At 63.3% G+C, this 20,577-nt stretch carries 24 protein-coding genes and 1 pseudogene; 10 read left to right on the top strand and 15 right to left on the bottom strand.

Annotation, left to right across the window (positions count from 1 at the left end):
* Nucleotides 1–10 precede the first annotated feature (10 nt).
* The 4 genes from FJ936_RS15300 to ybgC all read right to left on the bottom strand — a co-directional run bounded on the left by FJ936_RS15300 (nucleotide 11) and on the right by ybgC (nucleotide 3,101).
* Nucleotides 11–1,168 (bottom strand): TonB family protein, encoded by a 1,158-nt coding sequence (locus tag FJ936_RS15300; RefSeq protein ID WP_140791731.1) that lies wholly within the window; start codon nucleotides 1,166–1,168, stop codon nucleotides 11–13.
* Between the two features lie 7 nt (nucleotides 1,169–1,175).
* Complete coding sequence (gene tolR, locus FJ936_RS15305; RefSeq protein ID WP_015315268.1) at nucleotides 1,176–1,631, bottom strand: protein TolR; 456 nt, start codon at nucleotides 1,629–1,631, stop codon at nucleotides 1,176–1,178.
* Nucleotides 1,632–1,640: 9 nt separating this feature from the next.
* On the bottom strand, nucleotides 1,641–2,351 hold the full coding sequence (tolQ, locus tag FJ936_RS15310; RefSeq protein WP_015315267.1) for a protein TolQ: 711 nt from the start codon (nucleotides 2,349–2,351) through the stop codon (nucleotides 1,641–1,643).
* Nucleotides 2,352–2,621: 270 nt separating this feature from the next.
* Nucleotides 2,622–3,101, bottom strand: a complete 480-nt coding sequence (gene ybgC / locus FJ936_RS15315) for a tol-pal system-associated acyl-CoA thioesterase (protein WP_015315266.1) — start codon at nucleotides 3,099–3,101, stop codon at nucleotides 2,622–2,624.
* Between the two features lie 53 nt (nucleotides 3,102–3,154).
* Between ybgC and FJ936_RS15320 the strand changes: the two genes are divergently transcribed.
* On the top strand, nucleotides 3,155–4,405 hold the full coding sequence (locus FJ936_RS15320; protein ID WP_140791733.1) for a cellulase family glycosylhydrolase: 1,251 nt from the start codon (nucleotides 3,155–3,157) through the stop codon (nucleotides 4,403–4,405).
* A 25-nt stretch (nucleotides 4,406–4,430) separates the two neighbouring features.
* On the opposite strand, the gene FJ936_RS15325 is transcribed toward FJ936_RS15320, so the two are convergent.
* The 8 genes and pseudogenes from FJ936_RS15325 to FJ936_RS15360 all read right to left on the bottom strand — a co-directional run bounded on the left by FJ936_RS15325 (nucleotide 4,431) and on the right by FJ936_RS15360 (nucleotide 9,886).
* Nucleotides 4,431–5,327: a metallophosphoesterase gene (locus FJ936_RS15325; RefSeq protein ID WP_140616637.1), complete on the bottom strand. Its 897-nt coding sequence runs from the start codon at nucleotides 5,325–5,327 to the stop codon at nucleotides 4,431–4,433.
* A gap of 212 nt (nucleotides 5,328–5,539) precedes the next feature.
* The gene (gene ruvB / locus FJ936_RS15330) at nucleotides 5,540–6,577 is read right to left on the bottom strand and encodes a Holliday junction branch migration DNA helicase RuvB (protein ID WP_015315263.1); all 1,038 of its coding nucleotides are present in this window, start codon (nucleotides 6,575–6,577) and stop codon (nucleotides 5,540–5,542) included.
* 43 nt (nucleotides 6,578–6,620) lie between these two features.
* Nucleotides 6,621–7,241 (bottom strand): Holliday junction branch migration protein RuvA, encoded by a 621-nt coding sequence (gene ruvA, locus FJ936_RS15335; protein ID WP_015315262.1) that lies wholly within the window; start codon nucleotides 7,239–7,241, stop codon nucleotides 6,621–6,623.
* A 27-nt stretch (nucleotides 7,242–7,268) separates the two neighbouring features.
* Nucleotides 7,269–7,687 (bottom strand): annotated as a pseudogene (locus FJ936_RS15340) (type II toxin-antitoxin system VapC family toxin).
* Complete coding sequence (locus tag FJ936_RS15345) at nucleotides 7,665–7,934, bottom strand: AbrB/MazE/SpoVT family DNA-binding domain-containing protein (RefSeq protein WP_140791735.1); 270 nt, start codon at nucleotides 7,932–7,934, stop codon at nucleotides 7,665–7,667. Before FJ936_RS15345 ends, FJ936_RS15340 begins: the two are co-directional and overlap by 23 nt.
* 55 nt (nucleotides 7,935–7,989) lie before the next feature.
* On the bottom strand, nucleotides 7,990–8,499 hold the full coding sequence (ruvC, locus tag FJ936_RS15350; protein ID WP_140719994.1) for a crossover junction endodeoxyribonuclease RuvC: 510 nt from the start codon (nucleotides 8,497–8,499) through the stop codon (nucleotides 7,990–7,992).
* An 88-nt stretch (nucleotides 8,500–8,587) separates the two neighbouring features.
* Nucleotides 8,588–9,121, bottom strand: a complete 534-nt coding sequence (locus FJ936_RS15355; RefSeq protein ID WP_015315258.1) for a DUF1465 family protein — start codon at nucleotides 9,119–9,121, stop codon at nucleotides 8,588–8,590.
* Nucleotides 9,122–9,505: 384 nt separating this feature from the next.
* Nucleotides 9,506–9,886, bottom strand: a complete 381-nt coding sequence (locus FJ936_RS15360; protein WP_023771684.1) for a hypothetical protein — start codon at nucleotides 9,884–9,886, stop codon at nucleotides 9,506–9,508.
* Between the two features lie 325 nt (nucleotides 9,887–10,211).
* Between FJ936_RS15360 and FJ936_RS15365 the strand changes: the two genes are divergently transcribed.
* Nucleotides 10,212–10,763, top strand: coding sequence for a DUF2269 family protein (locus FJ936_RS15365; protein ID WP_141906744.1), 552 nt, complete (start codon nucleotides 10,212–10,214; stop codon nucleotides 10,761–10,763).
* 13 nt (nucleotides 10,764–10,776) lie between these two features.
* On the opposite strand, the gene FJ936_RS15370 is transcribed toward FJ936_RS15365, so the two are convergent.
* The 3 genes from FJ936_RS15370 to FJ936_RS15380 all read right to left on the bottom strand — a co-directional run bounded on the left by FJ936_RS15370 (nucleotide 10,777) and on the right by FJ936_RS15380 (nucleotide 12,925).
* Nucleotides 10,777–11,547 (bottom strand): sulfite exporter TauE/SafE family protein, encoded by a 771-nt coding sequence (locus FJ936_RS15370; RefSeq protein ID WP_015315255.1) that lies wholly within the window; start codon nucleotides 11,545–11,547, stop codon nucleotides 10,777–10,779.
* Nucleotides 11,548–11,652: 105 nt separating this feature from the next.
* Complete coding sequence (locus FJ936_RS15375) at nucleotides 11,653–12,381, bottom strand: class I SAM-dependent methyltransferase (protein ID WP_140791737.1); 729 nt, start codon at nucleotides 12,379–12,381, stop codon at nucleotides 11,653–11,655.
* A gap of 91 nt (nucleotides 12,382–12,472) precedes the next feature.
* Nucleotides 12,473–12,925 carry an Lrp/AsnC family transcriptional regulator gene (locus FJ936_RS15380; RefSeq protein ID WP_015315253.1) on the bottom strand — a complete coding sequence of 151 codons (453 nt, stop codon included), beginning with the start codon at nucleotides 12,923–12,925 and terminating at the stop codon, nucleotides 12,473–12,475.
* A gap of 132 nt (nucleotides 12,926–13,057) precedes the next feature.
* Here FJ936_RS15380 and FJ936_RS15385 point away from each other — a divergent pair, with 132 nt between their 5' ends.
* The 8 genes from FJ936_RS15385 (at nucleotide 13,058) to FJ936_RS15420 (ending at nucleotide 20,409) form a co-directional block, all read left to right on the top strand.
* Nucleotides 13,058–13,963, top strand: a complete 906-nt coding sequence (locus FJ936_RS15385; RefSeq protein ID WP_141906745.1) for a DMT family transporter — start codon at nucleotides 13,058–13,060, stop codon at nucleotides 13,961–13,963.
* Nucleotides 13,964–14,096: 133 nt separating this feature from the next.
* Entirely contained in the window at nucleotides 14,097–14,744 is a 648-nt protein-coding gene (locus FJ936_RS15390) for a thiamine phosphate synthase (RefSeq protein WP_140791742.1), read from the top strand.
* A gap of 1 nt (nucleotide 14,745) precedes the next feature.
* Nucleotides 14,746–15,786: a tetratricopeptide repeat protein gene (locus FJ936_RS15395; protein WP_015315250.1), complete on the top strand. Its 1,041-nt coding sequence runs from the start codon at nucleotides 14,746–14,748 to the stop codon at nucleotides 15,784–15,786.
* Between the two features lie 165 nt (nucleotides 15,787–15,951).
* Nucleotides 15,952–16,518, top strand: coding sequence for an elongation factor P (gene efp, locus FJ936_RS15400; RefSeq protein ID WP_015315249.1), 567 nt, complete (start codon nucleotides 15,952–15,954; stop codon nucleotides 16,516–16,518).
* An 89-nt stretch (nucleotides 16,519–16,607) separates the two neighbouring features.
* The gene (locus tag FJ936_RS15405) at nucleotides 16,608–17,408 is read left to right on the top strand and encodes an inositol monophosphatase family protein (RefSeq protein ID WP_140616630.1); all 801 of its coding nucleotides are present in this window, start codon (nucleotides 16,608–16,610) and stop codon (nucleotides 17,406–17,408) included.
* A gap of 135 nt (nucleotides 17,409–17,543) precedes the next feature.
* Nucleotides 17,544–18,230, top strand: a complete 687-nt coding sequence (locus tag FJ936_RS15410) for a hemolysin III family protein (RefSeq protein WP_140793040.1) — start codon at nucleotides 17,544–17,546, stop codon at nucleotides 18,228–18,230.
* Nucleotides 18,231–18,350: 120 nt separating this feature from the next.
* Nucleotides 18,351–19,376, top strand: a complete 1,026-nt coding sequence (locus tag FJ936_RS15415; RefSeq protein ID WP_041163650.1) for a MotA/TolQ/ExbB proton channel family protein — start codon at nucleotides 18,351–18,353, stop codon at nucleotides 19,374–19,376.
* A 1-nt stretch (nucleotide 19,377) separates the two neighbouring features.
* Nucleotides 19,378–20,409 (top strand): peptidoglycan -binding protein, encoded by a 1,032-nt coding sequence (locus FJ936_RS15420; protein WP_109664719.1) that lies wholly within the window; start codon nucleotides 19,378–19,380, stop codon nucleotides 20,407–20,409.
* Nucleotides 20,410–20,577: the final 168 nt, after the last annotated feature.

Raw genomic sequence — 20,577 nt, forward strand, 5'->3', positions numbered from 1 at the left:
ATATCAGGGCCTAGAGGCCGAGCATCTCCCTTGGGTCGAATGTGACCCGGATGTCGTTCCAGATGTCCTGCTTGCCGGCGGGAACCTGCAGGCCGGCCATGTCGCATTTCTGAACGGCGCGCACCGCGCTCTCGTCGAACTGCCTGTTGCCGCTCGACGTTTCAACGGAAGGACGGCCGTCGAGCTTGCCGGAGGTGTTCAGGTTGAAACGGACGACGACGACGAAATTCTCCGAACCTTCGAGCCCGGCCGGTAAGGTCCAGCAACCGCCGAGCTGGCTTTCCAGGGCGCCCTGCTCCGACTTCGACAGCTTCTGGCCCTGATCCTTGTCGCCGCCGAGCGACGCTTGCTGCGTCGAGCGCTTGGCGCCGCCTCCGGACGGCTTCTGCTTGTCGAGCAGCGCCGATATCTCGTTGGCGTTGAACTGCTTGTCGTCCGACTTTGGCTTGGACGAGGCTTCCTTGACCGGCTTCTCGGCATCCTTGCGTTCAGGCGCCTTGGCGCTTTCGGCCTGTGCCGGCTGCGGCTTCGGCCGGGCCTCCGGCGCGGGCGCCGAATTCGGCAACTGCGTCTCCTCGGTGGGCGGGTCCTTGGCTATGGCCTCGGCGACGGCGTCGGGCTTGACCTCGGGCGTCGGATCGATGGCGGCGGTCTTGTCCTGCGGCGGCGGTGTCGGCGCGGGCTTTGCCGGAGTGGGCTTCGGCTCGGTCTGCTTGACCGGCTCAGGCTTGACCTCTTCCTTGGGCGTCGGCGCTGGCGCCACTTCCGTCGCCGGAATGGGCTTGGGCTTTTCCTGCGGCTTCGGCACGTCGTCGGTCTTCGGGATTTCCTTCGGGGTCGGCGCTGGCGCCGGAGCCGAGGTCGTGTCGACGGGTTTCGGCTTGGCTTCAGGCGTTATCGGCTTGTCGGTGTCGACGCTGTTTTCGCCGACCTTCTGCGCATTCGGCACGATATCGGGACGCTGCGTCGGCAATGGCGCCGGCTTTTCATGCATGACGGCCTTCTTGTCGCCCTGCAGGGTCTGCGCAATGGCTTCCATCGGCACGATGTCGACCGCGACGGACTCGACATCGGCGGACGGAAGCGCGGCCGGCGCCGACAGCGTGAACAGGCCGAAGGCCAGCACCGCCGTATGCAAGATCACCGATGTGGTGAGGCCGGTCCTCATCGTGCGTCTATTGATCCTGTTCCTGCAGTGAAACCAGGCCGATGTTCTTGTAGCCAGCGGCCGAAATGCGGGCCATCACCTTCATCGCCGTGCCGTAGTCCGTCGACCTGTCGCCGCGGATGAAGATGCGCTCTTCATAGCCGGTCTTCGAAATCGCCTGCAGCTTGGCCACCAGCTCCTCGATCGGAATCTCGGTTTCCTGCAGGAAGATCTTGCCGGTCGCATCGATCGAGACGGTGATCGGCTGGGTGTCGGCATTCATCGCCTTGGCCTGCGTGTCGGGCAGGTCGATCGGCACGCCGACCGTCAGCATTGGCGCCGCGACCATGAAGATGATCAGCAGCACCAGCATCACGTCGACCATCGGCGTAACATTGATCTCCGACATCAATGCATGGTGACGGCCGCGCCGTCGATGACCCCTGCCGCCACGTCCACCACCTGCGCCTACAGACATTCCCATGATCGTCCCTCAGGCCTTCGGCGCGACTTTTTCATCGATTTGGCGCGAGAGTATGGCGGAGAACTCGTCGGAGAACCCCTCCATCCGCACGGCGATCTTGCTCGCATCCGATGACAGCTTGTTATAGGCGATGACCGCCGGAATGGCGGCGAGCAGGCCGATGGCCGTCGCCAGTAGCGCCTCGGCGATGCCGGGCGCGACCACCGCGAGACTGGTGTTCTTTGAGCCGGCGATGGCCTGGAACGAGGTCATGATGCCGATGACGGTGCCGAACAGGCCGATGAAAGGTGCCGCCGAGCCGGTGGTGGCGAGAAAGCCGAGGCGGCCCTCCAGCTTTTCCATCTCACGGGTCAGCGCCAGGTCCATGGCCTTGTCGATGCGGGTCTGCAGGCCGAGCGGCGACTTGGCGCCTTTCTCGAAACTCTTCTTCCATTCGCGCATGGCGGCGACGAAGATGGCGCCCATGCCTGTCGTCTTGCGGTCGGCAAGGGTGCGATAGAGCTCCTCCAGCGACTGCCCGGACCAGAAAACCTGCTCGAAGCGGTTCAGCGCCAGGCGCATGCGGCCATAGGCAACCAGCTTGTCGACGATGATCGCCCATGTCCACACCGAGGCGCAGAGCAGCCCGATCATGACCAGCTTGACCACCCAGCTGGCCTGCATGAACAAGGCCCAAATCGACAATTGCGCGCCCGGTTCGGCGAGTGCGATATTTTCCATCGTTACGTCCTTAAGATTTTCCGGGCGAAGCTGGCGGCTGGCCCATGGCATCCCTTGTGGTCGGTTCGCACGAAGCTACCGGACACCCCAAACCGTGCCGTTAGCGGCCTTTTCGGGGCAAATATTGGTGAAAGGAAGGCGCTGGATAACGCCAATCTTCACCAATCTCTTCATGAACCGTTATGGTTAAGGATGGGTTAGTCCATAAGGCGCGGCGCATTGCCGCGCCCCGGCACCGCCGCCGGCGAAGTCAGCACGCGATCCGTCCAATCAGTCCTGGGGAACGACCTTGGGCATGAACGCCGCCACCCATTCCCTGGGAAAACGCCTCGGCCGGCCATTCTCGCCAATGATCGCCGCCTCGACCTTGGCCTCGACCAGCACCTCTTCGCCGCGCTTGAGCTGCTGCGCCATGAAGATACGCGCGCCGGAAATGGTCTCGGTGCGGGTGTCGACGGTCAGGATGTCATCGATACGGGCGGGGATGCGGAAGTCGATCTCCATGCGGCGCACCACCCACACGATCTTCTCGCCGTGCTTGCCGTCGGCGAGTTCGGTGTGATGCACGCCGGTGAGCCTGAGATAGTCGGAGCGGCCGCGCTCGAGGAATTCCAGATAGCGCGCGTGATAGACGACACCCGAGAAATCGGTATCGGCATAATAGACCCGCGCCATCAGCCGGTGGCCGAACGCGGTCAGCGCACCGGAAAGCCCTGCCAGCAATGCCGCGGATTCACCATGATCGCCCATTGCGCTTCCCTTTTGGATGCCGACGCGGCAGGTATTTTTGGCGCATGAACCCGATGGCACTGTTAACGACGATGATCAAGACCTTGATGGCGGTCGTGCTGGCGCTGGCCGCTTCTACACTGTCGGGTGAGGCGGCGACCTTCACGATGAAGCGCGGTCTCAATCTCGACCAGTGGGTCACCTGGCCCGGCGAGGACCAGTGGGGTGATGCCAAGGCCATCCTGCCCTACCCGGAATGGCGCAAATTCCTCAACGAGGACGACCTCAAGGCGCTGAAGGATGCCGGCTTCGATTTCCTGCGCATGCCGGTCGATCCGTCGCCTTTTCTCTCGGACAAGACAACGGACCTTCGTGACCAACTCTATGCCAGCGTGCTGGACTCGGCGCGCATGATCAATCGCGCCGGACTGAAGGTCATCGTCGACATGCACCTGATCCCGGCCGGCGGCGGCCGCAAGATCGGCATGGGCGAAGTGATGGACGACCCCGCGACCTTCGACCGCTATGTCGAGGTGGTTCGCGGCATGGCGCGCACGCTGGCCGCCGAAGATCCCGAGAAGGTCGCTTTCGAACCGATGAACGAGCCGATCGTCGATTGCGACAGCGACGGCACCAGCCTGTGGCCCGACCGCCAGCGCAAGCTGTTCGCGGCGGCGCGCGCCTCGGCGACGAAACTGACGCTGATCCTGACCGGAGCTTGCTATTCCGCTGCTTCGTCTCTGGAAAAGATCGACCCGAAGACGATCCCCGACGACAACGTCATCTGGACCTTCCACTCCTACGACCCGTTCCTGCTCACCCATCAGGGCGCGACCTGGGCCGGCGACTTCATTCCCTATGTGACCGGCCTGCCCTATCCTTTGACCGCGGTGCCGAAGGCGCAGCTTGATGTGACGCTGGACACCATCCGCGCCCGGATCAAGGCCGAGGCGCCGTGGACACGGCAGAATGGCCTGCTTGCCTATCTCGACGAGCAGGTCGCCAGCATGGACAGCGCCGACAAGCTGCTTGGCCTGATGGATGCGCCGTTCAAGGCTGTCGAGGCTTGGGCGAAGGCCAACGGCATCAAGCCGGAAGACATCACGCTGGGCGAGTTCGGCATGATCCGCCAGGAGTATGGCAATGCCTATGTGGTGCCGGCCGAATATCGGGCCGCCTATGTCAGGGACATGATCGCTCGGGCCGAAGCGCATGGCTTCTCATGGTCGGTGTGGAGCTATGGCGGGGCTTTCGGCATCGTCGACGCATTCAATGGCGACAAGGCCGAGCCTGACGTGCTGGACGCAATCCGAAGCCTGCCATGACCCGAAGCCTGCCATGACGCGCCGGTCAGCCGAGGTCTATCTGCAGGATTTCCGGGCGCATTCCGAAACGGATCGGCAAATTGCTGAAGCCAAGCCCGCCCGAGACGATGAGGTTGCGGTCGTTCTCGACGACATGGCCATAGGCGTAGCGATTGCCGAACTGGGATGGCACGATCGGCGAATAGCCGAACAGCCGCACCTGCCCGCCATGGGTGTGTCCCGATAGCGTCAGCGACACACGCCACGGCACTTTTGGAAAAATGTCCGGTTCGTGCGCCAGCAGGATGACGGGCGCGGCGTCGCTGATTTTGGCCAGCGTGCCGTCGAGATCGTCCAATCCCCTGGGAGGCTCGTGCTTCTTTTTCGGCAACAGCGCCAACTGATCGGCGAGGCCCGCGATCCAGACGCCATGTCCGTCCTTTTCCAGACGCACGGCGTCGTTCTCCAGCACCGGGATGCCGGCTTTCTCCAGAGCCTTGCGCGCGATCGTCGGGCCGACTTCGGCACGCTGCGCAAAGCCGTCGGCCCACCAGTCGTGATTGCCGAGGATCGACACCACGCCGAGCGGCGCCTTGAGGCCCGACAGGGCGCCAGCCCATTCCGGCGGCGTCACCCTTTGCGACACCAGGCGCATGCCGGCTATGTAGTCGCCGAGCAGCACGATCAGGTCCGGCTGCAAGGCATTCGCCTCTTCGGCAAGCGAAGCGATCCGCTCCGGCGTCATCCATGGCCGGCAGGCATGGATGTCGGCGAGCGCGACGACGCGCAGCTTCAATCCGGCCGGCCAATGCGGTGGCGTCAGCGCATAGCGCTTCACATGCGTCAGCAGCATCGGCTCGATACCGACGGCGTAGGCGCTGAAGGAGGCGACCGACAGGAACGACCCGCCGATAAAGCGCAGGAACCCGCGTCTGGTTATCATCAAGTGGCTCCGGCACCTCATTTCGGCATGCGCTGCTACATGTCGCCCAAAAGCGATCTCGGTTTTGGTTGGACGACATGCATGGATGCAGCGAACCCGATAAAATCCAGCAATACGCCGGTAAGCCGGCGAAGATGAGGAGAATTTGCGCAGGCCCGTTCACTGATGCTTGATCGCTAGTCCGCGAAAGCCGCGCCTGATCGCTTGCGTGGCTATTCTTCCTGGAACAGATTGATCTGCTGCTGTGCCAAATCCTTCGGCGCATCGAGGCCGAGATGGCGCCAGGCATTGGCGGTCAGCATGCGTCCGCGTGGTGTGCGCTGGATGAACCCCTGCTGGATCAGATAGGGCTCGATGATGTCCTCGATGGCATCGCGCGGCTCGGACAGGCCGGCGGCGATGGTCTCGATGCCGACCGGACCGCCGCCGAAATTACGGGCGATCATGCTGAGATAGCGGCGGTCGAGGGCGTCGAGGCCAAGCGCGTCGACTTCGAGCCGGGTCAAGGCCTCGTCGGCGATCAGGCGGTCGACATGGCCGTCGCCGGCCACCGAGGCGAAATCGCGCACGCGCCGCAGCAGCCGTCCGGCAATGCGTGGCGTGCCGCGCGCGCGCCGCGCGATTTCCAGCGCACCGTCGTCGCCGAGTGGCATCTGCAGGATGCGCGCGCCGCGCCGCACGATCTGCTCCAACTCCTCGACGGTGTAGAAGTTGAGCCGCACCGGGATGCCGAAGCGGTCGCGCAGCGGATTGGTGAGCAGGCCGAGCCGCGTGGTGGCGGCGACCAGCGTGAAGTGCGCTAGGTCGATCTTCACCGAACGCGCCGCCGGACCCTCGCCGATGATCAGGTCGAGCTGGAAATCCTCCATCGCCGGATAAAGGATTTCCTCCACCGCCGGGTTGAGCCTGTGGATCTCGTCGATGAACAGCACGTCGCCTTCTTCGAGATTGGTAAGCAATGCCGCGAGATCGCCGGCCTTGGCGATGACCGGCCCGGAGGTCGAGCGGAAATTGACACCGAGTTCGCGCGCCATGATCTGCGCCAGCGTCGTCTTGCCCAGCCCCGGCGGTCCGACGAACAGCACATGGTCGAGCGCTTCCTTGCGGCCCTTGGCGGCCTCTATGAAGACCTTGAGATTGGCCCGCACCGCCGCTTGGCCGACGAAATCGTCAAGCGTTTGCGGCCGCAGGGTCTGCTCGGCATCCTCGCCGCGCTTTTCCGGTGCAATGAGGCGGGGGGAAAGGCTCATGGGACCTTCCTTGCACAGGGCAGCGCCCCGGACAAGCGATGGCTCACCGTGCCAGTTCCTTCAACCCAAAACGGATCAGTTTGGACGCATCGGCGCCCTCGCCCGCCGTCTTCAGCGCTGCTGACACCGCATTGGCGGCGGTGTCGCGGGAATAGCCGAGATTGACCAGCGCCGAGACGGCGTCGGTGATCGGCGCCGGCGCTACGCCTTCGCCGAGTTCCTGCTTGAGCCCAATGGTGCCGGTGGCGGTGCCCGCATAGGCCGGCGCCTTGGCCTTCAATTCGGTGACGATGCGCTCGGCCACCTTCTTGCCGACGCCGGGCGCGCGGGAAACCATGGCGATGTCGCGCAGTGCAATGGCATTGGCAAGGTCAGCCGGCGCCAGCGTCGACAGGATGGCCAGCGCCACCTTGGCGCCAACACCCGGCACATTGTTCATCAGCAGCCGAAACCATTCGCGCTCGAGCTGCGACTGGAAACCATAGAGCCGGATCATGTCCTCTCGCACATAGGTCTCGATGAACAGCACCACCGCTTCGCCAGGCGAAGGCAGCGCGGCAAGCGTGCGGGTCGAGCAGTACGCGACGTAGCCGACGCCGTGGATATCGACGAGACAATGGTCTTCGTCGACCTCGTCGAGCGTACCCTTGAGCTTGCCGATCATGCCAGATCTTTCATGGAGATAAGCCCCTCATGGGTGCGTTTCCGGAGAGATGATATCGAGATCGGGGAAATAACTGCGATAGCGCGCGGCGTCGCGGGTCAAAAGACGATGTCCGGCAACAGCCGCATGAGCACCAATAAAGAAATCAGGCAAGATGCGTTCCCGAACGCCGCCGGCCCGGCGATAGCGGGAATGCGTGACGCCCGCAAGGAATGCCGCGTCCCAAGGTACAAGTTCGCGATCCATTCGAGCATGTCGACGGCTCTTCGAAGCGCCGTCTCCGTCGGGATCAGCGGCGCGAGCTCAGACCAGACGATTGTATTGACGACCAATGCGCCGTCGCTACGGCATGAAACGATTGCAGACGCTGACCATTCCGTCAGCGGCCCGGTTGGCCCCCAAACGTCGATGAGGACATTGGTGTCAATCAACGTCGAGATCTTCACGCGGGCCTCTCAACCACTCCATGTAAGCGTCGGCGGTCATGCCTCCCAGATCCAGTGTGCCCGCCATGCCGTGGAGAATATTCCTGAACCTGCGCGCGACTTCTTCGTCGGACAGGTTTTCATTGACGGCAACGAGCCGAGCCCCTTCCTCGGTGGCCACGAACGCAACCTCGGAGCCCGGTCCGATGCCCAGATGGTCCCTTATCGGCTTGGGGATTGTGACTTGGCCCTTGGTGGTCACGCGCATGGTAATACCTCTAGGGTATTACTACACGCGCAGCGTGAACAAGTCAAGAACATTGCTATTCGGCAAGCGCCATCCGGTAAGCGGCACTTTGCCGGTGATGCGCGTGACAAATCGCGATGGCCAGCGCGTCGGCGGCATGTTCGGTGTCGAAGATCGCTTTCGGCAACAGCACCTTCACCATCATGTGGATCTGCTTCTTGTCGCCATGACCGACGCCGATCACCGCTTTCTTCACCGCGTTCGGCGCATATTCGGCGACGACGAGGCCGGCGCGCGCCGGCACCAGCATGGCGATGCCGCGCGCCTGGCCGAGCTTCAGCGTCGCCACGGCATCCTTGTTGACGAAGGTCTGTTCGACCGCGGCTTCATGCGGCATCGCCCGATGCAGGATCTCGGCAAGCCCGTCATGCAGCTGGCAAAGCCGCGTCGCCAGCGCCGCCTTGTCCTCCGAGCGCACGGTGCCCGCAGCAACAAAGCGCAAGGAATTGCCGAGGCTCTCGACGATGCCCCAGCCGGTGCGCCTGAGCCCCGGATCGATCCCGATGATGCGAATCGCGTCCCCCATGCCGTGAGTGTACCTCCGGCGGACAGCGATGCCAGCGAAAAGTGAACAAACCGGAAACGTTCAGCCAACCGGGAGGCCTCGACGTTTCTCAGTTGCGGGCGAAAGCCGTGTTGAGCAGGCTGATCTGGTCCGACACCGGATTGGGCCGGCGGGCCACGGGCTGCATGTCGACCACGGCGCCTGCGCCATAGATCTCTTCGTCCATGCGGCGCACCAATGCCTGCAGGCGCAACGACCGGTTGACGAGATCGAGGAAATCGGTCGGCAGTTCGGCCCAGCCAGCCGCCTCGTCATGGGCGGAAGCGGTGTCGAGACGCACCTTGGATTTTTCCGAAGCGACCTGATCGCGCGTCATCTCGCCGGAATTCGCCGCACGCTGCAAAAGCAGCCACGAGGCAACCTGCATCAGCCTGGTGGTCAGCCGCATCGATTCGGCCGCGTAGAGCGTGGCCGCCAGCCGCGACAGTTTCTTGGCCTCTGCCCGGCCCTTGCCGTCGAGATACTCCGCCGCCTGTTCGACCAGGCCCATGCCTTCCTGGTAAAGCGGTTTGAAGGAGTGCGAAAACACCCGGCGTTCCGCCAGCTTGACGGTTTTCGCAATGCCCTTCGAAGGCTCGTTCATTGATACGCCCCTGCACTTGCGACCGGCCGATTCGGCTCTCTGCCGATACACCCGTGACCCTATAAAACTGAAGCTTGAAAATGCGCTTCGTCCGGGGTGAAGGCAAGCACATGTTTAACAGAAGGTTAACGGCGTTCGGCCGTGCGGAATGCCGCCTGGGTCCGGACAAAAAAAGAGCCGCGGATAAGGCGGCTCTCAGGAGTTTAACAGGGAGGCGTCAAACAAAGTGGCTCCAACCACTCGGTAAGAATCCAGATCACTGGATGGACATAGTAAACGCCTGTAAAGCTTAATGAACCCTTAACGGCCCTGATGTTTTTTTATCCAACACCGTGCTCCTGTGCCGTAACAACACAGCCGCACCGGCTGGGTTTCAGCCTTCTCTCAGGCTTTTTTCCACACTACCGGCAAGGCGATGAAGGCAAACAGCAGCATGCCTGCGTAGAAGCCGATCGAAGATATCCCCAGCAACGGCTCGATCCCCGGATTTCCGGCAAGCAGTATATAAAGGCCGATCATCAGCCCGATGCCGCTGATTGCCGTCAGCCAGAAATGGACAAGGGCCAGCGTCTTTTGCCCGGCAGCCGGAAACAGGTGGTAAAAGAACGCGAAAACCGCCGACATCAGCCAACCGGCCACCATCGTGTGGGCGTGGGTCGGCATCTGGCCGTGGTCTTCGCTGATCGCCATGTGGATGCCGAGCGCCATGCCGCACAGCGCGTAGATGATCGCCAGCGTGAAGAAATTCCGTGCTACCCCTTGCATATTAGTCCCCCGAATTGCCTTTTCCCAAGCTGGGAATGGATTGATCGTCAGGCGAACGCTGTCGCCGCCGGACTCCGGCTTCGGCACTAGCATCGGCAGTGTTTCCGGACGATGTCGCCCCCCGACGCTGCCGACGATAGCAGAAAACCGGGCGGTGGGTTCATCATATTAGTTTCTCCTTTCGTTAGCCGGCAGCCTGAAACACAGCCGGTTTTTCCACGACATCGTCCTGAAACAGCCGCGCCGCTAAACGCTGCGGCATCGAAGCGGCGGGCGGGCAATGGCGCGGCCTCGCCAGCAACCATTGGACATCGGGGAGAAAGCCATGGATTGGTATTCCATCGTCAAATTGCTGCACATCCTTTCGGCGATGCTTTGGGTCGGCGGCGGCTTCACGCTGATGGTGCTGGCGACGCTGGCGGATCGCGCCGGCAACATCCAAGGAACGCTGCAGGCGATGCGCGCCACTGGCGAACTGGGCAACCGCTTCTTCGCTCCGATGTCGATGCTGACATTGGTCTTCGGATTGATCATGTGCTCGTTCTGGGTCGGCTTCTCCGATCTCTGGGTCCTGATCGGGCTTGCCGGCTACGCCACGACCTTCTGCATCGGCATGTTCGTCTTCAAGCCGACCGCCGACCGCATGGGCGCGATGATCGCCAGGGATGGCGTGACGCCTGCGGCACTTGGCTATGGACAGCGCATCCTGCGGGCGGCGCGCTTCGACTATGCGGTCATGCTCATCATCATCACCGACATGGTTCTGAAGCCTACCCTGCACGACGTCGGGATTCTCGCCGGCATGGTGGTGGTCCTTGCCGCCGGTGCCACAATGGCGCTCAGCCGGCCAAGACGCATGGTGCCCAGCGCCGCCTGACGCGGCTGGAGCGCTACATGATGCCGGCGATCCCGTCCCACAGAAGCTTCACTGCCACGACCGCCACGGTCGCATAGGTGAAGGGATAAAAAATTTCTGGCCGCATCCGCCGCACCAGCCAGGCACCGGCGATGGTCGACAGTGGCGCCAGCGGCATCAGCACGGCGGACGCCGTCAGATTGGCGGTGTCGAACTGGCCGAGCGCGAAATAGGGGATGAGTTTCAGCGCGTTGGTAGCGGCGAAGAAGATCGCTGCCGTGCCCGACAACACCTTGGGGTCGAGCCGGATCGGCAAGGCATAGACCTGGAAGGGCGGGCCGCCGACATGGGCGACGAAGCTGGTGAAGCCTGCGACCGTGCCCCATATGGCCGCGGCCACGCGATTAGGTGCGGCCGCATGGTCGGAACCATGACGAAATTGCAGGTAAAGCCAGCGCAGCACGAAGATGATGGCAACGGCGCCGACGATGAGCCGCACCGCTTCCTCGGTGACCAGTGCCGCCGTCAGCCAGCCAAGCCCGATGCCCACGATGGCGCCCGGCATCATGTCGACCAGCATCTTGCGGTCGTACACGCCCCACCATGTCCACACCGAGACGATGTCCATCAGGCACAGGATGGGCAGCAGGATGGCGGCCGCTTGAACCGGCGGCATGGTCAGCGCCATCAGCGGCACGCCGACGAAACCGACCGCGCCGCCGAAGCCGCCCTTGGACAGGCCGACCAGGATGACCGCCGGAATGGCGGCCGCGTAGAACCACGGATCGAGAAGCAGGCCTGACATGAGGAGGAACTGATCTGGAGGGAAAGCGCGTCGACGCCTGAATAGCCCACAATCTTGAGTCGAGCGACAGCAAAAGCAACCCGCGCGCCTCGCCATGCCCCTATTCTATCGGCACGCCGAAACCAGCAGGAACATCGGCCGCTCGAGTTCTTCCGCCAGGTCCGGTCTGGCCGCGATCTGCGCGTCCGTCGGACGGAATTCCTCGACATGCTCGATCGTGAAACCCGCGCGGATCAGGGCGTTGAGCGTGGTGCCGATGGTGCGGTGATGTTTCACCACCCCCTTGGTCAGCCAGTTGATCTTGCGCGGCCCTTCCACCAGATATTGGTCGACAGGCCAGGTCCTTTTCCCCTCCCCATCGATCGACCAGCCCGGATTGGTCGGCGCCGTGTAGATCGGATGCTCGGTCGATAAGACGAAATGCCCGCCGGGCAACAGGGCTTCGTGCACGGCCCCGAACAGGCGCTCAATGTCTTCGACGTAATGCAAGGCGAGCGAACTGTGGGCGAGGTCGAAGCCGCCTTGCGGCAGGCTGAGCTGGTCGAGGTCGGCTCTCTCGTAGGTGATGCCGGTGTCCGGGCCGGCCGCTCTCGCACGGGCCAGCATCTTCTCCGAGAGGTCCAGCCCAAGGACTTCCCTCGCTCCATTTTCATGTGCCCAGCGGCAGAACCAGCCAAAGCCGCAGCCGAGGTCGACGACCCTCAGGCCACCGACATCGGGCAGCATCGCGCGCAACGCCGGCCACTCGGCGGCACCATCCAGGCCTTCGACGGAGCGGCTAAGCTGGCTGTAGCCCGCAAAGAAATCGGGTTGATCATAAATGTTCTGCGCCATCTTTTTTTGGCTCCTCGGACGGTCATCCGGCGGAAGACTGACATATGGTGGACTGGCCGCGCCTTTCCACCACTGCCATGCCGTGTCAAGCCTACGAGGCCGCCGGCAACCCCAGTGGCGGCGGTCGCCGCCGGATCGGCTGTGCCTTGATAATGGCGGTGCTGGTCTCGGCCTTGTCGGCGATGCGATCGAGAATGCCGTCGAGGTCGCCGATCGAGCGCACGAACAGCCGGGCGACGAAGCAGTCGTCGCCGGTCACCTTGTCGCATTCGCCAAACGCCTCAATCTCCTCGATCAATTTCTGAACGATGTGCAGCTTGCCCGGCAGAGGCTTGATCCGCACGATCGCCTGCAGCGTATAGCCGAGCGCCAGCGGATCGATCTCGACGGTGAACGCCCGGATGACGCCGCGCTCCTCGAGGCGCCGCAGCCGCTCCGAAACGCTCGGCGACGATAGCCCGACCTGGGCCGCCAGATCCTTCAGCGAGGTTCGCGCATCCCTGACCAGGATTTCCAGCAGATTTCGGTCTAAATCATCCAGCATTTTCTATTTCTCGTTGATTTCGAGCGGATGCCTAATTTAATTAGGCACTATCATTATATTGCCTTTCCTAGGAGATGGATAGCCCAGACCTCACATGAGATTATGCCGCCTCAACGGGTTCAGAGGCTTATTATGAACGATACGGTACGAGGCACGGTCGAAATGTCGGCCGCAATGGCGATCCTGGGAACGATCGGCTGGTTCGTCATCATGTCCGGTCAGCCGATCATGGATGTCGTGTTCTGGCGCTGCGCGTTCGGCGCGCTGACGCTGCTCTTCATCTGCGCTTCGCTTGGATTACTGCGCAACAGGCTGTCGTTGCGCGTCATCGGCCTTGCCGCGCTAGGGGGTGCGGCGATCGTCATCAACTGGCTGCTCTTGTTCAGCGCCTTCTCCCGCGCGTCGATCTCGATCGCCACCGCCGTCTACAACACGCAGCCTTTCATGCTGGTCGGCTTCGGCGCGCTCTTGTTCGCCGAGCGGCTGACATTGACCAAGCTGACATGGCTGGCAATCGCCTTCGCCGGCATGCTGCTGATCGTCGCCGCAGCTCCCGATGCCGCTGATGTCGGCACGAACTATTTCGCCGGCATCCTGATGGCCCTGGCCGCCGCCTTTTTCTGGGCCGTCGCGGCAATCGTCACCAAGAAGCTCAAGGGCACGCCACCGCATCTGATCGCGCTGATTCAGGTCTGCGTCGGCGTCGTCATGCTCGCGCCCTTCGCCAATCTCGCGCATCTCCCCGGCGATCCATGGAACCGGGCCATGCTGGCAACGCTCGGTATCGTCCACACCGGCCTGATGTACATCCTCATGTACGGCGCCATCCAGAAGCTGCCGACGCATTTGCAGGGGTCGCTGTCCTTCATCTATCCGGTCGTTGCCATCCTGGTCGATGTCACCGCCTTCGGCCATCGGCTGCATCTCAGCCAGGTCGTCGGCGCCGCCGCCATCCTGATCGCGGCCGCCGGCATGAACCTCGGCTGGACATTGTGGAAACCGAGACCGGCCGCCGCGAACCCCGAGCCGATCAGGTAAGGCGACGCGCCGGCTGTCCGGCGGATCAAAAATCGCGATCCCGGCTGCCCGCCTGTTCAAAGCGGGCAGTTTGCTCTATGCCGCAATCCAACCATCTTCGCCCGGCATAGGCGAAACCCGGGATCGAAGAACCATGAATGACGCAACGCCCCCCAACCGCTGCCGCATCGTGCTGATCGCGCCGTCCGGCGTGTCGGCGGATCGGATCACGGCCGCATTCGATGGCGGCGATGTCGCCTCGCTGATCCTGCCCGAGAACGGCATGGACGAGGCCTCCTTCCAGGCCTTCGCCGAGCGTATCGTGCCGGTCGCGCAGGCCGCCGGAGTGGCCGTCATTATCGCTGGCGACACCCGCATCGCGGGCCGCGTCCAGGCCGACGGCATCCATGTCGAGGTCTCCAAGGCCGAACTCGCCGAGACGATCGAACATTTCCAGGCGAAAATGACGGTCGGCGCCGGCGGCGCCAAGACGCGTGACGACGCGCTCGAACTCGGCGAAGCCCGGCCCGACTACATTTTCTTCGGCCGGTTCGGCTACGACAACAAGCCCGAGCCGCATCCGCGCAACCTGTCATTGGGGCAATGGTGGGCGCAGATGATCCAGATCCCCTGCATCGTCGAGGCCGGTTCCGATCTTGCCTCTGTCGAAACCGTGGCCGCCACCGGCGCCGAATTCGTCGCGCTGTCGAGCGCCGTGTTCGCCGACGGCATCGATCCGAAGGCGGCGATCGCCCGGGCCAATGCGCTGCTCGACGAAACAGCGCCGCGCCTCGAGGACTGACGTGTTCCTGGCAAGGCTTTCCCTTCAGGCCCTGCTCGCGGCGGTGATGATCCAGGCCGCCGCCGCCGAAACCATACCCTTGCCGCAGCCCAAGCCTGAAACCGGCGTGCACACCGACAAGCCGATCGAAAAGCAGCTGCCGCAGCCCGCCACCACATCCGAACCCGCGCCGTTGCCATCGGCCGACAGCGTCAATCCCGACCGCTTTGGCGCCAAGCCGGCGGACGCTGCCTATGGTGCCTTCCAGCGTGGTCTTTACAAGACCGCCTACAATCTGGCGCTGGTCCGCGCGCAGAATGGCGATCCGGCGGCGCAGACGCTGGTGGCCGAGATCCTGTCGCGTGGGTTGGGCGTGCCGTTGAACGCGGCCGAGGCCGCGAAATGGTACGCGCTTGCCGCCGAGCAGGGTGTGCCGGAATCGCAGTTTCAATATGCGTTGATGCTGCTCGACGGCCGCTACGTCAAGAAGGACGCGAAGGAAGCCTATGCCCTGATGCAGGCTGCCGCCGAGGCCGGCAACCAGCTGGCGCAGTTCAATTTCGCGCAGATGCTGGTCCAGCAGGATCCCGGGAACGCCGGCCTGGCCAAGGCGGTTTCCTACTATGAGCGCGCCGCCGCGACCGGTCTCGCCGACGCGCAGTACGCCATGTCGCAGATCTATGCCAACGGCGTCGGCGGCAAGCCGCGCGACGATGCACAGGCACGGCGGCTGCTGGCGCAGGCCGCCCGTCAGAACTACGACACCGCGCAGATCGATCTCGCCGCCTGGATGATCGAGGGCCGCGGCGGCGCGCGCGACCTGAAATCGGCCTTCGGCTGGACGAAGCAAGCCGCCGAAGGCGGCAATGTCGCGGCGCAGAACCGGCTGGCAAAACTCTATATGCAAGGCATCGGCACCGATCCCGACCTCGTGCTCGCCGGCGCCTGGTACATCGTCGCCCGCCGCGCCGGCCTGATCGATCAGCAGATGGACGATTTCCTGCAAGGGTTGAGCGACGACCAGACCAAGCAGGCCCTGCAGAAGGCCAACCGTCTGCCCTGATGGCGGTAGGCGGAACCCGCCGGTGCCCGCCCCCGTTGCTCAGCCGCAACCCGCCCTCCCTTGCCTCTCCGGGCGATTTGTGGTCTTGGAGCCTCAAATCGCCTGTCACGGCGAACATCCCATACCAATGGCCCGGCCGTTGGCAGCATCCCGGATCCCATCATCATGGCCAAGATCAATGGCAACGAAATCCGCCCCGGCTACGTCATCGAACACGATGGCGGCCTCTGGGTGGCGGTCAGGACCAACACCGTCAAGCCCGGCAAGGGCGGCGCCTACAACCAGGTTGAGCTGAAGAACCTCATCAACGGCACCAAGCTCAACGAGCGCTTCCGTTCGGCCGAAACGGTCGAGCAGATCCGGCTAGACCTGAAGGACTTCTCCTTCCTCTACGAGCAGGACGACGCGCTGGTGTTCATGGACACCCAAAGCTACGAGCAGCTCGAACTGAACAAGGATTTCGTCGGCGACCGCGCCGCGTTCCTGCAGGACGGCATGATGGTGACGGTTCAGCTCTACGAGGAGCGGCCGATCGGCATTTCGCTGCCCGATTACGTGACACTGACCATCACCGAGGCGGATCCCGTGGTGAGAGGCCAGACGGCGGCATCCTCCTACAAGCCGGCGGTCCTGGAAAATGGCATTCGCGTGCTGGTGCCGCCCTTCATCGGCGCCGGCGAACGCATCATCGTCGACACCAACGAAATCACTTACGTGCGCCGCGCCGACTGATGCATGCATGTCGCCCGGAAGTGGCCCCGGTTTGGGTCACCGGCATGCATCGAGACAGAATTTAAAGCGCCGCACCAGGAAGAAGCACTATGGCACGCTCAGCCCTCCTCAACGTCATGGTTCAGGCCGCAATGAAGGCCGGCCGCTCGCTGTCGCGCGACTTCGGCGAGGTCCAGAACCTGCAAGTCTCGATGAAGGGCCCCGGCGACTATGTCAGCCAGGCCGACCGCAAGGCCGAGGACATCGTTTTCGCCGAACTGTCGAAGGCACGTCCTGGCTACGGCTTCCTGATGGAAGAGCGCGGCGCCATCGCCGGCGATGACAGCCAGCACCGCTGGATCGTCGACCCGCTCGACGGCACCACCAATTTCCTGCACGGCATCCCGCTGTTCGCCGTCTCGATCGCGCTCGAGCGCCAGGGCCAGATCGTGGCTGGCGTGGTCTACAATCCCGCCATGGACGAGCTCTACACCACCGAGCGCGGCGGCGGCGCCTTCATGAATGATCGGCGCCTGCGCGTTGCCGGCCGCACCAAGCTTGTCGACACGGTGATCGGCTGCGGCGTGCCGCATCTCGGCCGGGGCCATCACGGCAATTTCCTGGTCGAACTGCGCAACGTCATGGCCGAGGTCTCCGGCGTCCGCCGCATGGGCTCCGCCTCGCTCGATCTTGCCTATGTCGCCGCCGGCCGCATGGACGGCTTCTGGGAAGTGGGCCTGTCGGCCTGGGACATGGCCGCCGGCCTGCTCTTGATCCGCGAAGCGGGCGGCTTCGCCTCCGACATGGATGGCGGACAGGACATGCTGGACACCGGCACGGTCGTCGCCGGCAACGAGATCATCCAGCGCGCATTGCTGAAGACGGTGAAAAAGCCGCTCCCGCCGCGCTGAAGCAATTCCGGAAAAAATGTTCGCGGTTTTGCATCTGGCATTGCGTCGAGGCAAAGCGCGCAGTCGTAAAACCGCAAACAAAGCTTGAAATACTGTCCGTCGGTTGCCCAGATATGGGGTGATGCAGGACGATAGATGACCAACACCCCGCCACAGATCGAGATTCCGTTCATCGGACGCTGGCACTATTCGCGCGCCGAGATGATCGCCGACGGGATCGTCCATGCTATCGGGATCGTGCTGGCGATCGCGGCCGGTTCGGCACTGCTGGCGCTCGCTGCCTTCCGGGTCGGGCCTGGCGAATATATCGCCGCCGCCTTCTATGTCGTGTCGCTGCTCACCGTGCTCTCGGTATCGCTGACCTACAATCTGTGGCCGGTGACCTCGCCCGCGAAATGGATCCTGCGGCGCTTCGATCATGCCGCTATCTATCTCTTGATCGCCGCCACCTACACACCCTTTCTCGCCCAGTTGGGAAACTCTGCGCTGGCGCGCTGGATGATCGTCCTGGTCTGGGCCGCGGCCGCAACGGGCATTGCCATCAAGGTGTTTTTCCCCGGCCGTTTCGACAGGCTGGCGATCGTCTTCTATCTTGCCATCGGCTGGAGCGGCATCGTTCTCGTCAAGCCGCTCGTCGAGACGCTGCCGACCACGTCGATCGTGCTCATCGTCGCCGGGGGCGTCGTCTATTCCTGCGGCGTGATTTTCTTCGCCTGGAAGGCGCTGCGCTTCCACAACGCACTGTGGCACGGCTTCGTCGTCACCGGCGCCGGCCTGCATTTGGCGGCCATGGTCGACTGCCTCGTCATCAACCGCCTCTGATGCGCCGGCTCCAAAGGCCGCCTGTGGCAATATTGCCAAGCACCATTCAATTTGGTCATAATTCCGTTTAGAGTTGCCAACTACGTGATCGGCGGCAGCGGCAGCGGAAACGGGGCACGGATGGCTTTTCTCAGATCCTTCGGCATGGGCAGGCGCTCCGACGTGCTGATCTACGACCCGCATAAACTGTCCAGTCCGCAGGTCTTCCTGCTGACCATGGTCATCTTCCTGGCCATCGTCGCTTTCATCGCCGCCATCCTGACCCGCCAGGTCACCACCGCTTTCGTCACCAACCCCGGCCTCAACGGCCTGATCGTCGGCGTGCTCGTCGTCGGTATCCTGCTGGCCTTCACGCAGGTCGGGCGGCTGTTTCGCGAGGTCCGCTGGGTCAACTCTTTCCGGGCCGGCTCCGAAACCACCGAACCGGTGCTGCTGGCGCCGATGAAGGCGATGATCGGCCGTTCCTCGTCCATGGCCTTTTCGACCTCATCGATGCGCACAATGCTCGATTCCATCGCCACCCGCCTCGACGAAAGCCGCGACACCTCGCGCTACCTTGTGGGCCTTTTGGTGTTCCTCGGCCTGCTTGGCACTTTCTGGGGTCTGCTGAATACGATCGGCTCGATCCGCGAGACCATCGAATCGCTGGATCCCGGCACGGGTGACGCCGCCGCGGTGCTCGATTCGCTGAAACAGGGCTTGTCGGCGCCGCTGGCCGGCATGGGCACCGCCTTCTCGTCCTCGCTGTTCGGCCTGTCCGGCTCGCTCGTGCTCGGCTTCCTCGACTTGCAGGCCGGCCGCGCCCAGACACGTTTCTACACCGAGCTCGAGAACTGGCTGTCCTCGGTCACGGATCTGTCGTCCGACATCGTCGTTTCCGACCCGGCCAAGGCCGACTCTTCCGACGAGATCCGCGTCCTCTCGGAGCGGCTGCGCAGCATGCAGGAAAATGGCGGCGGCTCCAACCCGCGCGTCGCCACCGCCATGGCCAATCTCGCCGATGGCATTTCCGGCTTGGTCAAGAACATGCGCTCCGAACAGCAGATCATGCGCGACTGGGTCGAAGCCCAGTCGGACGAACAAAAGGCGATGCGCAACACGCTGGAAAAGATCGCCGACGCGCTGAAGAAGCCCGGGGTGCACTAGCATGGCGCTTGCCAGGGGCCGGCGTACCGATCGCCGCATCGACTATTGGCCGGGCTTCGTCGACGCGCTTTCGACGCTGTTGCTCGCCATCATGTTCCTGCTCACCGTCTTCGTGTTGGCGCAGTTCCTGCTCGGGCGCGAAATCTCCGGCAAGGATACGGCGCTGTCGCGCCTCAATTCGCAGATCAACGAACTGACCCAGCTTCTGGCGCTGGAGCGCTCGACGGCACAGGACAAGGACGATTCGCTGGCCAACCTGCAAGCGTCGCTGTCGGCGGCGGAGGCGGAGAAGAGCCGGCTCGAACAGTTGCTGGCGCAAGGTGCGGGTGCCGGCGACGCCGCCAACCAGCGAGCCGCGGCGCTGGGCGGCGAACTGGACAGCCAGCGCCAGATCAGCCAGCAGGCGCTGAGCCAGGTCGAGATCCTCAACCAGCAGATCGCGGCATTGCGCAAGCAGATCGGCGCGCTCGAGGATGCCCTCAACGTCTCCGAAACGCGCGACCGCGATTCCAACACCAAGATCGCCGATCTCGGCCGTCGCCTGAACGTGGCGCTGGCGCAGCGTGTGCAGGAGCTGAACCGCTACCGCTCCGATTTCTTCGGACGTCTGCGCGAAATCCTGGCCGATCGCGAGAACATCCGCATCGTCGGCGACCGCTTCGTGTTCCAGTCGGAGGTTCTGTTCCCGACCGGATCCGAAGTGATCAACGATGCCGGCAAGGTCGAGATGAAGAAGCTCGCCGACGCCATCATCGAACTGCAGAAAGAGATCCCGCCGGAGATCAACTGGGTGCTGCGCGTGGACGGCCACACCGACAACAAGCCGCTGTCCGGCACCGGCCGTTATCGCGACAATTGGGAACTGTCGACGGCGCGCTCGACCTCGGTGGTCAAGTTCCTGATCGAAAATGGCGTGCCGGCCAACCGGCTCGTCGCCGCCGGCTTCGGGGAATTCCAGCCGCTCGATCCCGCCGACACCGAAGAGGCGCGCAACAAGAACCGCCGCATTGAACTGAAGCTCACCGAACGTTGATCCATCATCACGCGAACTCACGCGAAATTGTTCGCCGGCTCAACTCTAGGGCGCAGGCATCCGCCGGCAAGGCCTGAAAAGATTATCTTTTTTTAATTACACTTCGCGCCGAAGCGCTCCTAGCTTGCTGCGCAGGGCCGAGAACCGCCGGCGATGCCTCCCATCGCG

This window comes from Mesorhizobium sp. B2-4-13 (assembly GCF_006658535.1).
In the GTDB taxonomy this organism is placed as follows: domain Bacteria; phylum Pseudomonadota; class Alphaproteobacteria; order Rhizobiales; family Rhizobiaceae; genus Mesorhizobium; species Mesorhizobium australicum.

Coding starts and splice junctions, on each gene's coding strand:
- FJ936_RS15300 (WP_140791731.1), bottom strand. CDS start 1,168: ATGAGGACCGGCCTCACCACATCGGTGATCTTGCATACGGCGGTGCTG.
- tolR (WP_015315268.1), bottom strand. CDS start 1,631: ATGGGAATGTCTGTAGGCGCAGGTGGTGGACGTGGCGGCAGGGGTCAT.
- tolQ (WP_015315267.1), bottom strand. CDS start 2,351: ATGGAAAATATCGCACTCGCCGAACCGGGCGCGCAATTGTCGATTTGG.
- ybgC (WP_015315266.1), bottom strand. CDS start 3,101: ATGGGCGATCATGGTGAATCCGCGGCATTGCTGGCAGGGCTTTCCGGT.
- FJ936_RS15320 (WP_140791733.1), top strand. CDS start 3,155: ATGGCACTGTTAACGACGATGATCAAGACCTTGATGGCGGTCGTGCTG.
- FJ936_RS15325 (WP_140616637.1), bottom strand. CDS start 5,327: ATGATAACCAGACGCGGGTTCCTGCGCTTTATCGGCGGGTCGTTCCTG.
- ruvB (WP_015315263.1), bottom strand. CDS start 6,577: ATGAGCCTTTCCCCCCGCCTCATTGCACCGGAAAAGCGCGGCGAGGAT.
- ruvA (WP_015315262.1), bottom strand. CDS start 7,241: ATGATCGGCAAGCTCAAGGGTACGCTCGACGAGGTCGACGAAGACCAT.
- FJ936_RS15345 (WP_140791735.1), bottom strand. CDS start 7,934: ATGCGCGTGACCACCAAGGGCCAAGTCACAATCCCCAAGCCGATAAGG.
- ruvC (WP_140719994.1), bottom strand. CDS start 8,499: ATGGGGGACGCGATTCGCATCATCGGGATCGATCCGGGGCTCAGGCGC.
- FJ936_RS15355 (WP_015315258.1), bottom strand. CDS start 9,121: ATGAACGAGCCTTCGAAGGGCATTGCGAAAACCGTCAAGCTGGCGGAA.
- FJ936_RS15360 (WP_023771684.1), bottom strand. CDS start 9,886: ATGCAAGGGGTAGCACGGAATTTCTTCACGCTGGCGATCATCTACGCG.
- FJ936_RS15365 (WP_141906744.1), top strand. CDS start 10,212: ATGGATTGGTATTCCATCGTCAAATTGCTGCACATCCTTTCGGCGATG.
- FJ936_RS15370 (WP_015315255.1), bottom strand. CDS start 11,547: ATGTCAGGCCTGCTTCTCGATCCGTGGTTCTACGCGGCCGCCATTCCG.
- FJ936_RS15375 (WP_140791737.1), bottom strand. CDS start 12,381: ATGGCGCAGAACATTTATGATCAACCCGATTTCTTTGCGGGCTACAGC.
- FJ936_RS15380 (WP_015315253.1), bottom strand. CDS start 12,925: ATGCTGGATGATTTAGACCGAAATCTGCTGGAAATCCTGGTCAGGGAT.
- FJ936_RS15385 (WP_141906745.1), top strand. CDS start 13,058: ATGAACGATACGGTACGAGGCACGGTCGAAATGTCGGCCGCAATGGCG.
- FJ936_RS15390 (WP_140791742.1), top strand. CDS start 14,097: ATGAATGACGCAACGCCCCCCAACCGCTGCCGCATCGTGCTGATCGCG.
- efp (WP_015315249.1), top strand. CDS start 15,952: ATGGCCAAGATCAATGGCAACGAAATCCGCCCCGGCTACGTCATCGAA.
- FJ936_RS15405 (WP_140616630.1), top strand. CDS start 16,608: ATGGCACGCTCAGCCCTCCTCAACGTCATGGTTCAGGCCGCAATGAAG.
- FJ936_RS15410 (WP_140793040.1), top strand. CDS start 17,544: ATGACCAACACCCCGCCACAGATCGAGATTCCGTTCATCGGACGCTGG.
- FJ936_RS15415 (WP_041163650.1), top strand. CDS start 18,351: ATGGCTTTTCTCAGATCCTTCGGCATGGGCAGGCGCTCCGACGTGCTG.
- FJ936_RS15420 (WP_109664719.1), top strand. CDS start 19,378: ATGGCGCTTGCCAGGGGCCGGCGTACCGATCGCCGCATCGACTATTGG.